The organism is Nonomuraea sp. NPDC050783 (genome assembly GCF_040802095.1).
GTDB lineage: Bacteria > Actinomycetota > Actinomycetes > Streptosporangiales > Streptosporangiaceae > Nonomuraea.
The window spans coordinates 14604-28284 of sequence record NZ_JBFAHK010000012.1 but is presented as its reverse complement, the minus strand read 5'-3'; the positions used below and the strand labels follow the sequence as shown (position 1 = coordinate 28284).

Genomic DNA, 13681 nt, shown 5'->3' with positions numbered 1-13681 from the left:
TCCTGCGAGGGGCTCAGCCCAGTGCTTTGCGCAGCAGCGCCGTGAGCTGGTCCTGCTCGTCGGGTGAGAGCCGTCCGACCGCCGTGCGGGCGAAGGAGAAGGCTGCCGCGAACTGGTGGTTGACCTCGTTCCCGCGGGGGGTGCGCGCCACGAGCCGTGCACGGCGGTCACGGGGGTCCGGCTCGCGGGCGACGAGGCCGAGCGCTTCGAGCCGGACGACGATCTGGGTGATGTTGGAGGCGTCGCAGCCGAGCTCCTTGGCCAGGACTCCCATGCCGCGTGGCTCGTCGAGCCGCCCGAGCACGCATGCCTGCGCCGGGCTGAGCGACAGCTCGGCCGCGGCCGTCTCGTAGGCCCGGTCGTACACGTCGACCAGGTCGAACAGGGCGGCCTCGGCCTCGGACGAGGCGGGTACGGGTCCGTTCGGCAGCGCCATGGGTCCAGTCTAGTCAGCTTATTTGATTCCCTCAAATAGTTGTGGTCCAATAATCCTTGAGTCACTCAAGCAAATGAGGAGAGCTGATGGACAGCAGAGTCGAGCGCGCGGCGGGTGGCACGATCGCGGTGTCGCAAATGAACGCGATCGTCCTTGACCGGTTCGGCGGAGTCGACGAGCTCTCGCCGCGCCGGATCCCCCTCCCGGAGGTCGGCGACGACGACGTCCTCATCCGGGTGGAGTTCGCGGGGGTCGCGTCCTGGGACGCGGTCGAGCGGGAGGGGAAGTACGACGGCGTCTTCGGCGTCCCGTCCACCTTCCCCTACGTCCTCGGCTGGGACGCGGCGGGCACGGTGGCCGCGGTCGGGCGCGACGTCACCGGGTTCGAGGTGGGCGAGCGCGTCTACGCCACGACGGTGCCGGCCGCGCGCGGCGGCGCCTACGCCGAGTACGCCGTCGTCGAGGCGGAGTACGTGGCGCGCGTGCCCGACCGGCTGCCGACCGACCAGGCCGGCGCGATGGCCTGGGACGCCCTGACCGCGCTGAGCGGCCTCGACCTGCTCGGTCTGCGTCCGGGCGAGACGCTCATGGTCTTCGGGGCCAGCGGGGGCATCGGGCACATGGCCGTGCAACTGGCGCGGCACAGCGGCATCCGGGTGCTGGCCGTGGCCTCCGGTGACGACGGTGTCGCCCTGGCCCGGCGGCTGGGCGCCGACACCGTCATCGACGGCCGCAAGGTCGATGTGCTGGACGCGGCCCTCGCGTTCGCCCCGGACGGGCTCGACGGGGCCGTGGTCACGGCGGGAGGCGAGACCGCCGAACGCGCTCTTCGCGCGATCAAGAGCTCGGGACGGATCGCCTGGCCGAACGGGGTGGCCTTGCCCGCGACGTCACCAGGTGCGCCGGTGTCCTCCTACGACGGGGACCGAAGCCGCGCCACCACCGACCGGCTGAACGCGATCATCGAGGCGAGCTCCTTCGAGGTGCACCTCGCCCGGACCTTCCCGATGGAGCGCATCAGGGACGCGCATCGCGCCCTGAACGAGCACTATGTCGGGAAACTGGCTCTCAAGGTCGGCTAGAAAGCCACAAACGGCCCGAGAGTCCGGCCGCCGAGGCGCCCGCCCTGCCGGATCCAACGCCCTCGGACCCGAGCACGTCAGACCGGGCGGACCCCGTTGACCAGCGGCCGGACACGCGGGTACGCGGGACGCGATCAGGGCTTCCAGCCCGAACAGCTCCAGATGACCTCGTTGAACTGGTTCTTGGAGTACTCGCACACGCGCATGATCCAGACATCCTTGGGGAGGTTCGCGCTGGACGCGGTCCCTCCCGGGGTGTCGAGCCTGCCGCCGGTCCCGTCGTAGTACTGCACGTCGATCCAGGCTCCGATGGAGCTGCTGGTCCAGACCCAGGCCCACGCCTGCGCCCCGCTGCCCGGGTTGTTGTCGAACTGTCCCTGCGAGCTTCGGTAACTGACGCTCACGGCAGCCGCCGCCGGTTGCGCGACCACGGCCACCCCCGCGACGGCCAGCGTCGCCGCGACGGCGGCGGTTCCGGTCAAACGCCTGATTTCCATGTTTCCTCCATGACGAGGCGGGACGAGATGTCGTCCACATCCTTCGCCGCCGGAGCGGGGGAGCGCTTGCGTCAAATGACGCAAAGAGCTGATACACCTCTGCACGCCGGACGGAACGGGCGCTCCGATCGCCCGGGCTGTCGCCCGCCCGCCCGCCGATACGCGGTGGTCGCGTATGACCAGGTTGCCGTCCGCCCGCTGGACGAGCACCGTCGGTCAGGCGCCGGCGCCGCCGTCCACCGGCACGATCGCGCCGGTCACCATCGAGGCCCGGTCGCTGAGCAGCCACGCGGCCACCTCCGCGACCTCGCGAGGCTCGGCCATCCGGCCGAGCGGGATGCTCGCGTTGATGCGCTCGATGACGCCCGGGGACGCCGCCTCCCACTTGTCGATCATCTCCGTGACCGTGCCGCCGGGGGTGATGCCGTTCACGCGGATCCCCTGCCGCCCCCAGGTGACGGCCGCGGTCTCGGTGATGCTGTTGAGCGCGCGCTTCATCGCGCCGTACGCGGGGAGCTCCGGGTTGGCGCGGCGGCTGCCGATGCTCGACGTGTTGACGATCGCCCCACCACCGCCCCGGCGCATGAGTGCGGCCTCCGCCGTCATCGCGGTCCAGTGCGCCCGGAAGTTCACCGCGAACTGTTCCTCGACGTCCTCGTCGCTCGTCGTGTCGAGCGGACCGGGCCGCTGGATCGCCGCCCCGTTGTTGAACGCGCCGTCGAGCCGTCCGTGCAGCTCCTCGACGCGGTCGACCGCCGCGCGGATGCTCGCCCGGTCGGCGAGGTCCGTGGTCACGGCATCCGCGACGCCGCCGCCGGCGCGGACCTCGGTGACGATCTCTCGCAGGGCGTCGGTGCTGCGGGCGGCGAGCACGACGGCGGCGCCCTCGGAGGCGAAGAGCCGGGCCGCCGCCGCGCCGATGCCGCGGCTGGCCCCGGTGATGAGCACCACCTTGCCGGTGAGCAGGCCGATGGGAGCAATGTCGATGTCGTTCGTCATGCCGCCAGTGTCAGCCCGGCCTCCGGGCCGTATGCAGGCACAAGCGGTACCACGCTACGCCGCCGTGCGGGCTGCAGACTTCAGGTATGGACAAACAGGAGCTCGGGGCGTTTCTCCGTAGCCGCCGTGAGCGGCTGCGGCCGCAGGACGCCGGCCTTCCCGCGGGCCCGCGACGCCGGACGCCGGGCCTTCGCCGCGAGGAGGTCGCGGTCCTCGCGCACATCTCCACCGAGTACTACATCCGGCTGGAGCAGGGCAGGGCGCCGCGCCCCTCGGGCGAGGTCCTGGCCGGGATCGCGGGCGCGCTGCGGCTCACGGACGCGGAGTCCGACCACCTCCACGTCCTCGCGGGCACCGCGCCGAGCCGTACCGGACTGCATCGGCGCGACGTCCGCCCGAGCATCCTCACCCTCCTCGACCGGCTGCCGCAGACGGCGGCCTTCGTGACGTCCGCGACGTTCGAGGTGCTCGCGTGGAACGACCTCGCGGCCGCGCTCATGGAGGACTTCGCCGGGCTCTCCCCGAGGGATCGCAATCTCGCGCGCCGGGCCTTCCTCGCATCGGAGCGCCCCGACGCGGGGCTGTACGGGATCTCCGACGCCGCGGAGTTCCGTCACAACGTCGTGACGAACCTGCGATCCACCCTCGCCCGGTATCCGTCCGACCCGGCGGTGACCGGGCTCGTCGACGAGCTGCGCGACGCCAGCCGCGAGTTCGCCCGGCTCTGGGAGCGGCACGACGTGCAGGCCGCGCCGGTGCTCACCAAGACCTTCCGCCACCCGGTCGTCGGCGAGATCACCGTCGACTGCGACTCGCTCGCGCTCACGGACCGCGACCAGCACCTCGTCCTGTACAGCGCCCCGCCGGGTTCCCCTGACGCCGAGGCCCTGGCCCTTCTCGCCGTCCTCGGGACCGAGGGCGTCAGGGCGAGCAGATCGCTGTCGAGGTGAGCCGCACCGCCTCCTGCGAGCCGCTCCTCGACGAGGATCGGCCCGGCTGACCGACGCTTCTCGGACCGCCACGGTGACGTACGGCCGGTCGCCCGAGCACGACCTGCGCGGCATCTGCAACGCCATCCTCTACGTCAACCGCACCGGCGTTCCTGACGCCACCTCCCCGCACGACTACCCGCCCTGGCAGACCGCCTACGCCTACGTCCGCGACCGGCACAAGGACGGCATCGTCAAGCAACTCACCATCCTGCCGCGCCGCCACGTGCGCACCGCCACGTGCGCACCGCCACGTGCGCACCGCCACGTGCGCACCATCGCGGGCCACAACCCCGAGCCCACCGCTTGCATCATCGACGCCCAAAGCATCAAGACCTCCGCCAACGTCCCCACCACCAGCCAGGGCTACGACGCCGGCAGGAAGATCACCGGCCGCGAACGCGGCATCATCACCGACACCCTCGGCCTGCTCCTCGCCGTGCTCGTCACCGCCGCCGACGTCTCCGACAGCGTCCACCGCACCACCGTCATCGAGCGCGCGCCAGCCCCGGGCATCGACCTCGAAGTCGTCACCCGCGATCCCACCACCAAAGGCTTCACCCCACTGCCGCGCCGCTGAGTGGCCGAGCACCCCCTCGGCCGGCTGATGCTGCACCACCGCCTGACCCGCGACTACGAACCCCGCCCGACCACTCGGAGCCGTGATCCACATCGCCGTGACCGACCTCATGACCCGCCACCTCACCAGCGAGAACACCCCATCTGGCGCGGCACCTGAACCTAGGACCAGACAGGACGAAACGCCCACTAACGGTTGCCTCCGCGCAGAGCGATCATTACGCTCAAAGGAGCGTGCGAGGGCGCTGCCAGTCCGCGGGCAGGGACTTTCCCACCTCGAGCAACGCGTCAACGCACCGGACAAGACCAACCTCTTTCCGGCCGAGCGAGCGGACCTCGGCGACGAAGGAGGTTGTCATGGCCGATCGTCATGTCGAACTGCCGGCCCATCCGAACCTGGAGTACTACCGCAAGCAGGCCAAGCACCTGCACCGCACATACGAGACAGGTGATCCGGCAGCCGGAGCTCGAGTCGCCGAGGTGCTGGACGACCGGGCCGCCGAGCGGTTCCTGCTCAGCGACGCCCAATTCGTGCTCGCTCAGGAACACGGCTTCCGGACCTGGGCCGAGTTCCGCGCTCACATCGAAGGCCGCAGCACGACCGAGGACCGGCCGGTCTCCCGCCTCATGGGGATCAGGCCGGGCGCCTACGTCTCGATGGCCGACCGCCTCCTCGCCGAGCTGCGCCGTAACGACCCGGCCGCGCTGCAACGGCTGCGGGCCTACGTGCCCCGGCACGCCACCGCGACCTCTGCCGCCACCGCGGAGCTTCGCGACGCGCGGCTGATCATCGCGCGGGAGCTCGGCTTCCCGACCTGGCGGGAACTCCTGGCGTTCACCGAGAAATCCCGGCGCGATCTCGACGAACGCCAGGAGAAGCGGCGGCGGCTGCACCGCGAGGCCGAAGCCCTGCTGGCCGGCGACACCGATCGGCTGGCCGCTCTGACCGCCGAGCAGGCCGACACCCTGCTGGACATGCTCGCCGGCCCCGAGACGATCCCCGGCGTCCGGCTCGAGAAGGAGCTCGGCGTGCCGCGCGCCGCCGTGGACGTCCTGATCGGCAAGGCCACCGACCTGAACGTCCCGCTCATCTGGGCCGCCCGCGCCAACCGGGTCGAATACGTGCGTCTGCTGCTTGAAGCCGGCGCCGACCCTGGCACCCGGAAGTGGGGCAGCACTCCGCTGGAGAACGCCATCCTCCTCGGCAACACGGAGGCCGTGGACCTGCTCGCCGAGCACGGAATCGTCCCGCAGGCGCTGTGGACGTATGCCGCCTGCGGCCGGCTGGATCTCGTGCAGACCTGTTTCGACGCGGACGGCAGTCTCCGGCCGGACGCCGCATCGGCGCGCCCCAACCTCGCCGACGCCGCCGGAGCCGGTTTCCCTACCCGGCTGCCGCCGACCGACGATCCGGAGGAGATCGTCGGGGAGGCGTTCGTCCACGCCTGCCAGCACGGCCGGATCGAGGTCGTGCGCTGGTTCCTCGACCGCGGCGTCCACCCCGACGTCGCGCCCTACCTCGGGCGGACCGGCCTGCACTGGGCGATCCCGGGCGGTCATCTCAAGGTCATCCGCCTGCTCCTGGAGCGCGGTGCCGACCCGTCCATCCGCGACGATCTCGTCCAGATCGACGCCGACGGCTGGCTGCACCTGTTCCACGCCGCTCACCCGCACGATCCCGTGACCCAGCAGCTCCATGACCTGATCGAGTCTCGATCGCGCTGAGCTACTGCCGTGGGTCCGGGCTGCCCACCGCGCAGCTCGCCCCGGCTCTCCCCGTTCTCGAGCCCACGAGGGGACCCGCACCCCCGACATTGTCAGTGGCCTGTCGCCGGTACGGGCGATGCCGAAGTCCATCACGCACGGGCCGTCCGGGCCGAACAGGCCAGCGGGCCGATGCGACAGGGCTCGCAGATCGCGACTGGACGCGCCCGATCGGGCCAGCTCCGTCGGCGGCGATCGAGAACCCATCTGGCACCGGCCATCTCTGCACCTGCGAGCGCACGGCAAGATCACCGACACCGACGAACCCGGGGTCACCGGGCGAGGTAGGCCTGGAGCTCGCGGTGACGGAACTCGTAGGCGATACCCGACACCCGCAGCAACCCCGCGTCCTGATGGCACCACCTCAAGAAGCGGCCCAGGCGCCAGGGCAGACGTCCACGGGTGCAGACGAGCAGCATCAGGTACCGCGTGACGGCCCGCCGGCCCGCCTGCATGAGCCCGAAGCAGAGCAGCGTCCAGGCCAGCCACCACGGCCCGCCGGTGAACCCGCCTGACAGCCAGTACGCCAACAGCCCTGCCAGCACCGGCTGAAGGCCGAACATCAGCCAGCCGGCCACGTCGTTGCGGATCGGGTCATCCGGACCCACCACGGTTCTGGTGCCGCGGGCCAGCAGACCCAACCCGACCGCGGACGCGATTCCGAAGGCGCCTCCGCCGGCCAAGCCGGCCACCCAGCCGGTGGCGAACCCGATGGCCGGGGTGAAGACCCCGGCCGCGAAGAGCCCGGACAGCAGCATCGCCTTGCGGTAGCGGGTCCGTACCTTGACCGAGGGGTCGAGATGCCATGGTTCCGGCCAGGTGACGACCCACATCCGGGTGATGAGCAGGGCGATCACCAAGGCCAGGGTGAAGCGGAAGCGCGCGTGCACGGCCAGCAGCATCGTGACGAAGTACAAGAAGGCAGGGACGAAGGTGATCGCCTGGGACAGGATATAGGGACGTTCGCCGGCGAGCGGCCACAGTTCATGCAGGACGAAGCCGGTGCTCGACGGGGCCGTCTTGCCGTCCCGTTCCGGCGTGCGAGTGCCGGCCTCGAGATGACGGGCCAGCACGGTCAGCCAGCGGTGAACATCTTTCCGGGTATAGCCGTGAGGATTGCGGCCGGCGGCGTTGACGATGCTCGTCACCGCGGGGATATAGGCGGCCAGGAGGTGATCGGCCACCTTCTGGGGGGTGTCGAGGGCCGGCTTCGTCAGGTCGGCCGGTTTGCGTAGGTAGGCGGCGGTGTCGGGGTGACGTTCCTGGTAGATGGTGACCGCCAGCGTGAGTCGCCAGGGAGTGCTCAGGGCCTGAGCCAGGGTACCGTCGGGGTGAAAGTCCAGGACGTCCAGGACGGGAGCCCAGCGCGGTAAGCCGGCGGTGCCGACGCGGGTTTCCAGGAAGTCCTGGGCCGCCGCGGACTTCACGGGCGTGATCTGGATATGCGCGGCATCCTGGGCTCTGACCTCGTCCTGATCCAAAGCGGCGTACCGGTCCGTGCGGCAGGTCACCACCACAGCGGACTTGGCAAGGTGAGAGTCCAGACAGATGTTCAGCGCCTGCAGCGCACGGCGGGCCCGCGATGGCGCGGCGGGCGAGATGTCGCCGTCCATTTCATCCAGTCCGTCGATGACCGGCAGGATCCTTCCGGCGTCGACCAGCACGTCCGCGGCGCGCACCGGCAGGTTGTACGTCGCGGCGATGTGGCCGGCGACCCACCGGGGCAGCGCAGTGGCGATGTCCCAGTTGGCCGCCGGCAACAGCACCGGTATGCGGTCAGCGGGGTCACGCTCCCGCAGCAGTCCGTGCATCAGGTGCAGCGCGAGCACCGTCTTGCCCGCGCCCGGCGCGCCCAGGATGAACAAACGCTGTGGCCGCAGCCGGCGGTAATAGTCGACCACCCGGAGCAGGGTGCCCGACTCTTCGGCTCCCTCGGCCTGGCCGGCCTGGGTGTGCAGCCGTACGAACTCCAGATCGATGGGCTTTTCCGCGTGATCGGCCTGGCCGTCACTGCCCAGCAACTGCTGCAACTCCCTGCGGGTGGCCGCCTCCACCTGGCGAACCAACTCGGCGGCGTAAGCCTCCACATCGGTGTCGCCTCTCGGCCAGGCCACCACCAGGCTCACCAGCGTCACTAGCAAGCCCAGAGACCCCAGCACGAGGCCGCCGGGGTCGACATCGCCCCATTTGGCGCCGGGCAGGCCTTGGCGGGCCATGAGCCCTACCACCATCAGCCCGCTGATGACGGTCACCCAGATCCAGCGCCGTCGCCGATCCCGCAGCACAAGGCACATCATTCACGGCGTACACGGCTATGTCCCCGCCTATGGCGTAACCGTTATCCGCCACGCGATGAGCAGGTGTGACACCCGAAAAGGCGGGAACCGTATCGCGCGTTGCGAGCCGTCCGCGGTTGAGCTGGATCAGCACCGCCACCAGCCGGTGCTGCCCATACGTGGGGTGTCGCTCCAGGGCTCCGCCAAGATTCCCGCGGTACCAGAATGTGCTGCTTCGTTCACACTCCGCTGCTCCGGATGAGCCCGTGAGTGGAGATCGAGCAGATGGACCGGCAGGACGGCTGGATCCGGGTGGAGGCCCGCACGCGAGGTCACGCGGCGTTGCCGCTGTTCTTGCCGGCCGGGCCGTGCCGGTCATGGCCGAGGTGAGCGGTCCGGCTCGGCAGGCGGTTCGTTCATGGACAGCGACTCCACGGCGGTCTCGGACATCGCGCATCTCTTCCTTGATCAGATCCGCCGTTGGTTTTGCGGTCCCCGCATCGCGGTATCCGCGAGTGGCAGGGAATTTCCCCTGCCTGTCACCCGCTGTCTGCGCGGGCCGCGTCCGCCGGCGAACGAGCCGACGGGCGGGCCAGTGGCGCGATCGAGCACGTGCGCAGGGCCACCGCCACCCGCCACCGCTCGCCGCTACGCACACCTGGGCGAGGAGACCTCCGGGCGGCCCACCATCTCGACCACGTTCAGCCTTGCTGCCTCGACCTCCCATCGCAGATCGCGATACCGGAAACAGCCTCTTCACCACGACGGTCCTCAGCCAACGCGGCATGAGGTGGTGATGGCGCCCCTCGCACGCCTGCACCCCGGTGGCCGACGCCCGGCTCAGCCGGTCGCCGCAGAAGAGACACCTGGGTGAGAAGGTAGGTGCCGTCCTCGCCGACCGGTCGTAGCAGGCAGAAGGTGTGGCCGCCGGTCGTGACCGGCACGAACTCCCCGACGGACCGGCACTGCCACCAGTGCGTCAGCTCGGGCCGCTCGCGCAGCAGCAGTCCGACGATGGCGGCGGCGCGCGGGTCGTCGGGGGCGTGCGCGGTGTTCGCGCGGAACTGCTGGTACAGCCCGCGCAGCACCGGCCCCACGTCCAGGGACGGCGCGCTGCGGGTGGCGAACGTGATCAGCACGTTGCGTCGCTCGGCGGGCGCGTCGGCGGGGTCGCCCCAAACGCCGCGGTAGGCGGCGTTGGTGGCCATGATGTCGAAGCGCGTGTCCACCGCGGCGGCCGGCACGTCCGCCCAGCTGCTCAGGAGCGCTCGCGTCGGCTCGCCGATCGTGGTGTCGCGGGCCAGTGGCGTGGGCGGCGTGAACCCCGCGAGCGCCAGCGTGTGCCGGTGCGCCGCCTGGTCCATCGCGAGCACCCGGCAGACCGCGTCGAGCACCTGCCGCGTGGTGCTGACCCGCCCCTGCTCCAGCCACGTGTACCAGGCGACGCTCACTCCGGCCAGCGCCGCGACCTCCTCGCGGCGCAGGCCGGGCGTGCGCCGCCGGCCGCCGCCGCCGAGGCCCACGTCCTCGGGGCGCACCTGCTCGCGAGCGGCCCGCAGGTGTGCTCCCAGTTCGCGGCGGAGGGCGTCGTCCATTCGGCTGATCCTATGAGCCGCGCTCATCCCATGAACCGTCACCTGGCTGCGCGGCCGCTCACACGGCACAGTCACGGTCATGAGTGAGATGTGGCGTGCCAGCAACGACTCTTCCGCCCTCACCGAGCCGCGCGTGCTCATCAGGGTGTTCGTCTCCCCGGGTGAGCTCGCCGGGAGCATCGGCTTCTACGAGCGGTTGCAGGAGGCGCGGGCCGACGCGCGCTTCGACTTCCCCGCCGCCCGGCTGCGGCTGGCGACCGTCGGGGCGTTCCTGATCATCGAGGGGGACGAGGAGGCGCTGGCCCCCTTCCGGGACACGGTGGGGACCTTGCTGGTGGACGACGTGCTGCCGTACCACGAGCGGCTGGTGGCCGAAGGCGCGGAGATCGTCTTCCCCCTGCAGCAGGTGCCCACGGGTGCCGGGTTCAACGCGCGCCACCCGGACGGGACGGTGGTGGAGTACGTGCACCACCGTCCGGCACCGGACGGCCGCTGAGCCAGGGCCCAGGCCAGACGGGCGGGGAACGGTGCCGGGGCTCGGGCCGCGATCGCGAACAGGCCGGCCCGGCGCGTTCCCACCGCCCGGCCTCCTCGGCCCGGTCCGTCGCCGAACCACCCGGGACCGTTGCGAGCCCGCGAACACACCGGGCCCGCACTTCGGCCCTTGCTCGGCATCCGGCTACGCCAGTCATGGTTCACCGCGGGAGCCGGCGTCCTGCTCCGGCGGCTCGTCGCCGGGTCAGGGGACGTTCCGACCATCCCTGGCAGGAGCACCGCTTCTGGGAACGAACGACCAAAGGGGTCGCGGGAAGCGATCGTCCCCGGTGCCCGCCTCGCCCCCAGGGTGCCGGTCTGCCACCGGCACGAAGCGGTCATCGTTAATGTTGGACGATCATCGGACATTTGGGAGTTGGGTATGCGTGCTCTGCGGATCGACCGTTTTGGAGATCTTGATGTGCTGGCGCTGGTCGACGTACCGGAACCGCGACCGGCCGAGGGCGAGGTGCTGGTACGGGTCATCGCCTCGGCCATCAACCCGGTTGACGACAAGACGCGGGAAGGGGCCATCGGCGAGGGCACGCCGCCGTTGCCGATGACGCTGGGCTGGGAACTGGCGGGGATCGTCGTCGACCCGGGCACGAGCGGGCTGTCCGTCGGCGAGCGGGTGTTCGGCATGTCGCACCAGCTGGCGACCGGGCGCGGCTCGTGGGCCGACCTCATCGCCGTCCCGGCCGCCTCTATCGCCCAGGCGCCCACGTCGGTCAGCCTGGTCGAGGCGGCGACCCTGCCCCTGCCGGGGCTGACCGCGTTGCAGACCCTGGACTGGCTGCGGGTCGGCCAGGGGGACAAGCTGCTGGTGGCAGGCGCGGCAGGAGCCGTCGGCGGGCTCGCGGTGCAACTCGCGCGTGCCCGCGGAGCGTGGGTGGACGCGCTGGTGTCCAGACAGGCGCAGATCAAGGTGGTACAGGAACTGGGGGCCGACCACGCCACCACCGACCGGACCGCCCTGCCGGCGGGCGGCTACGACGCCGTCTTCGACACCTTCGGCGCCTTCGTCACCGACGCCGTGGCCGACGGCGGCAGGTACGCCTCGATCGCCACCCAGGCCGGGCCCGTACCCGACCTGTCGCATCGCGGGGTACGCACCACGGTCAACCAGGTACGCGAAGACGGCCGCGGACTCGCCGAACTCGCCGCGGCCGTGGACGGCGGGCGCCTGAAGATCCGGGTCGACGCGCAGTACGCCGTGCAGAACGTGAAAGCCGCGCACCAGCACTTCCAGCGGGGGAGCCTGAACGGGAAGATCGCGTTGATCTTCTGAGCGGGCCGTCCGGGAACGACCGGCCTGAGACTGACGGGCTTTCGGCCGGCCGATTCCCGGGATCTCGTCGCGGTCGCCCACGTGCTCCGCGGGTCGCTCCTCCCTGCGCGCATTTCTGAGACGATGCACCACATGCTCCAGGTCTGTCTGAACGGTGCCAGAACCCCCACCGCATCGGCCCCCATCCCCGTGACCCCGCAGGAACTGGCAGAGGCCGCCCGCGAAGCCGTCGAGGCCGGGGCCCAGGACATCCACCTACACCCCAAGGACCACGACGGCGCCGACACCCTCGAACCCGCGCACGTCGACGCGGCGGTCGCCGCCGTGCGAGCGGCTGTGCCGGCCGTCCCGCTCGGGGTCACCACCGGGGCGTGGACGACGCCGGACGCACGGCAGCGAGCCGCCCTCGTCGGCTCCTGGACCGTGCTACCTGATCACGCCTCCGTGAACTGGCACGAAGACGGCGCCACGACCGTCGCGAGCGCACTGATGGAACGGGGCATCGGCATCGAAGCCGGCATCTACTCCGGAACACCGGCCGCCCGGCGCTTCCTCGCCTGGCCCCAACGGCACCGCGTGCTGCGTGTCCTGGCAGAAGTCACCGACACCGACCCCCGGACCGCCCCGGCCGTCGCCGTCTCCCTGCTGGACGAACTCAGCAGCACGAACCTGCCGATTCTTCTCCACGGCGAAGAGGACGCAGCCTGGACCGTCCTGCGCACGGCGGTCACCCGCGGGTTGGACACCCGTATCGGATGGGAAGACGTACTCCACCTGCCCGACGGAACCCCCGCCACGAGTAACGCCGCCCTGATCCGGGCCGCGCATGCCATGATCCAGGCATCCGGACAGCCCCGGTAACCGGCCTCACCGTCCTGCTCGGCCGGCAAGGCCGCGCCGGGGCGCCGAACCGGACCTGCTCCCGTCCCATCTGGAAGACCTCGGGCTGCCCGAACGGCGTTCGCCCAGCGCCGAAGCCGGACGGGACGCGCGTGTGTCCGGCCTGGGCCAGAGCCCATGTCCAGGAGATCGCCTCCCGGAGCCGGGCGCGGCGATCTCCGCCAGAAGCCTCTCAGCAGGAGTACTTCGCTCGTGCCACGAACTCGGCGGCGGAGATACGTACGGGCCACGTACGTGCGGCCCGGCTGGAAGTTCAGATCGCCTTCGACGAGAGACCATCCTGGTGGGATCTTCTCCAAGTCCAGGAAGGCCGGCGGTTCGGATGATTCAGGGGCTTTGAGTTCGGCCTGGTCCTCATGCCGGTCATCGGTCCTCTGGTGGACGGACACACGATCAGGGGGTTTGCGGCACCAGGCTACGACCAGTGTCAGCCGTCCTCAGCCGTCCTCAGCCGTCCTCGGCATTGCCCGTGATGCCGGTCAGCCCGGTCAACGCTGGTCTGGCCGGAACGGACGTCTGGAGTCACGCGTTCCCACTGCTTGCACATCCTTCGTCCACGTGCCACCAGAGGCTCCGGGCCGGCGTCCTCTGCTTGATGAACAGCGAAAAGGCCGGAAAGGAAATCATCAGCGGCTCCTGGCCGGCCGGAGCGGGCACGCCTCGATGTGTGGGCCGCCCGGCCTGGATCAGACTGCGGTACGACATGCCACGGTTTGATTTCCTCCCTCGCAAGATCAGACCC

The 13681-nt window shown here is 70.7% G+C and carries 12 protein-coding genes; 7 read left to right on the top strand and 5 right to left on the bottom strand.

All coding sequences use genetic code 11. The features are described 5' to 3' along the window. Nucleotides 1-13: 13 nt before the first annotated feature. Nucleotides 14-436 carry a MarR family winged helix-turn-helix transcriptional regulator gene (locus AB0H75_RS28760; protein WP_367801422.1) on the bottom strand — a complete coding sequence of 141 codons (423 nt, stop codon included), beginning with the start codon at nucleotides 434-436 and terminating at the stop codon, nucleotides 14-16. 86 nt (nucleotides 437-522) lie between these two features. Between AB0H75_RS28760 and AB0H75_RS28755 the strand changes: the two genes are divergently transcribed. Next, a complete protein-coding gene (locus AB0H75_RS28755; protein WP_367801420.1) occupies nucleotides 523-1518 on the top strand; it encodes a zinc-binding alcohol dehydrogenase family protein in 996 nt (331 codons plus the stop codon). A gap of 134 nt (nucleotides 1519-1652) precedes the next feature. Here AB0H75_RS28755 and AB0H75_RS28750 read toward each other — a convergent pair whose 3' ends face one another. Both AB0H75_RS28750 and AB0H75_RS28745 read right to left on the bottom strand, forming a co-directional pair. Continuing rightward, entirely contained in the window at nucleotides 1653-2015 is a 363-nt protein-coding gene (locus AB0H75_RS28750; protein ID WP_367801418.1) for a hypothetical protein, read from the bottom strand. Nucleotides 2016-2231: 216 nt separating this feature from the next. Further along, on the bottom strand, nucleotides 2232-3014 hold the full coding sequence (locus AB0H75_RS28745) for an SDR family NAD(P)-dependent oxidoreductase (RefSeq protein ID WP_367801416.1): 783 nt from the start codon (nucleotides 3012-3014) through the stop codon (nucleotides 2232-2234). Nucleotides 3015-3100: 86 nt separating this feature from the next. Here AB0H75_RS28745 and AB0H75_RS28740 point away from each other — a divergent pair, with 86 nt between their 5' ends. The 3 genes from AB0H75_RS28740 (at nucleotide 3101) to AB0H75_RS28730 (ending at nucleotide 6307) form a co-directional block, all read left to right on the top strand. After that, nucleotides 3101-3964, top strand: coding sequence for a helix-turn-helix transcriptional regulator (locus AB0H75_RS28740; protein ID WP_367801414.1), 864 nt, complete (start codon nucleotides 3101-3103; stop codon nucleotides 3962-3964). 73 nt (nucleotides 3965-4037) lie between these two features. After that, nucleotides 4038-4583 carry a transposase gene (locus AB0H75_RS28735; protein ID WP_367801412.1) on the top strand — a complete coding sequence of 182 codons (546 nt, stop codon included), beginning with the start codon at nucleotides 4038-4040 and terminating at the stop codon, nucleotides 4581-4583. A gap of 356 nt (nucleotides 4584-4939) precedes the next feature. Next, a complete protein-coding gene (locus AB0H75_RS28730) occupies nucleotides 4940-6307 on the top strand; it encodes an ankyrin repeat domain-containing protein (RefSeq protein ID WP_367801410.1) in 1368 nt (455 codons plus the stop codon). A 311-nt stretch (nucleotides 6308-6618) separates the two neighbouring features. Here the strand turns inward: AB0H75_RS28730 and AB0H75_RS28725 are convergent, their stop codons facing one another. Next, entirely contained in the window at nucleotides 6619-8598 is a 1980-nt protein-coding gene (locus AB0H75_RS28725) for an NACHT domain-containing NTPase (protein WP_367801408.1), read from the bottom strand. A 725-nt stretch (nucleotides 8599-9323) separates the two neighbouring features. Further along, nucleotides 9324-10217, bottom strand: a complete 894-nt coding sequence (locus AB0H75_RS28720) for a helix-turn-helix domain-containing protein (protein ID WP_367801406.1) — start codon at nucleotides 10215-10217, stop codon at nucleotides 9324-9326. Between the two features lie 79 nt (nucleotides 10218-10296). Between AB0H75_RS28720 and AB0H75_RS28715 the strand changes: the two genes are divergently transcribed. From AB0H75_RS28715 to AB0H75_RS28705, 3 genes are all read left to right on the top strand, one after another. Then, nucleotides 10297-10713 (top strand): hypothetical protein, encoded by a 417-nt coding sequence (locus tag AB0H75_RS28715; protein WP_367801404.1) that lies wholly within the window; start codon nucleotides 10297-10299, stop codon nucleotides 10711-10713. A 420-nt stretch (nucleotides 10714-11133) separates the two neighbouring features. After that, a complete protein-coding gene (locus tag AB0H75_RS28710) occupies nucleotides 11134-12039 on the top strand; it encodes an NADP-dependent oxidoreductase (protein ID WP_367801402.1) in 906 nt (301 codons plus the stop codon). 123 nt (nucleotides 12040-12162) lie between these two features. Then, on the top strand, nucleotides 12163-12900 hold the full coding sequence (locus AB0H75_RS28705) for a 3-keto-5-aminohexanoate cleavage protein (RefSeq protein ID WP_367801400.1): 738 nt from the start codon (nucleotides 12163-12165) through the stop codon (nucleotides 12898-12900). The last annotated feature ends 781 nt before the right edge of the window (nucleotides 12901-13681 follow it).